Origin of the sequence: Cupriavidus sp. SK-4, from assembly GCF_000611125.1 — a bacterium.
GTDB lineage: Bacteria > Pseudomonadota > Gammaproteobacteria > Burkholderiales > Burkholderiaceae > Cupriavidus > Cupriavidus necator.
This window is the reverse complement of sequence record NZ_JFJW01000020.1, coordinates 57,780-58,715: the sequence shown is the minus strand read 5'-3', so window position 1 is coordinate 58,715 and position 936 is coordinate 57,780. Positions and strand designations below refer to the sequence as shown.

Sequence of the window (936 nt, the reverse complement as noted above, 5' to 3'; positions counted from 1 at the left end):
CGGGGGGGGGGGGGGGGGGGGGGGACCGTTAATTACAGGTCCAGCAGCAGGCGGGCCGGATCTTCCAGCGCGTCCTTCATGGCGACCAGGCCCAGGACAGCTTCACGGCCGTCGATGATGCGGTGGTCATACGACATCGCCAGGTAGTTCATCGGGCGGATCACGATCTGGCCGTCTTCCACCACCGGGCGGTCCTTGGTGGCGTGCACGCCCAGGATGGCCGATTGCGGCGGGTTGATGATCGGGGTCGACAGCATCGAGCCGAACACGCCGCCGTTGGAGATCGAGAACGTGCCGCCGGTCAGTTCTTCCAGCGACAGCTTGCCGTCACGGGCCTTGACGCCGAACTCGGCGATCTTCTTCTCGATGTCGGCCAGGCTCATCTGGTCGGCATTGCGCAGGATGGGCACCACCAGGCCGCGCGGCGAGCCCACGGCGATACCGATGTCGAAGTAGCCGTGGTAGACGATGTCGTTGCCGTCGATCGAAGCATTGATCAGCGGGAATTTCTTCAGCGCGTGCACCGCGGCCTTGACGAAGAACGACATGAAGCCCAGCTTGACGCCGTGCTCCTTCTCGAAGCGGTCCTTGTACTTGTTGCGCAGGTCCATCACCGGCTTCATGTTCACTTCATTGAAGGTGGTGAGGATGGCGTTGGTCGATTGCGATTGCAGCAGGCGCTCGGCGATACGGGCGCGCAGGCGGCTCATCGGCACGCGCTCTTCCGGGCGGTCGCCCAGCGCGGCGAAGTCGACCGGGGCCGAAACCTGCTGCAGCGCCGGCTTGGCGGCCGGAGCCGGGGCAGCCTTGGCGGCGGGCGCCGGGGCAGCGGCTGCGCCCAGCACGTCGCCCTTGGTGATGCGGCCGTCCTTGCCGGTGCCGGCAACCTGCCCAGCCGACAGGCCGGCTTCGGCCATCAGCTTGGCAGCCGACGGC

General features: G+C 66.9%; 1 protein-coding gene. It reads right to left on the bottom strand.

Going from position 1 to position 936, the window contains the following annotated elements:
- Positions 1 to 32 precede the first annotated feature (32 nt).
- Positions 33 to 936 (bottom strand): 2-oxoglutarate dehydrogenase complex dihydrolipoyllysine-residue succinyltransferase (gene odhB, locus CF68_RS04680; RefSeq protein WP_035816374.1); only part of this gene is annotated, 904 nt, incomplete at its 5' end.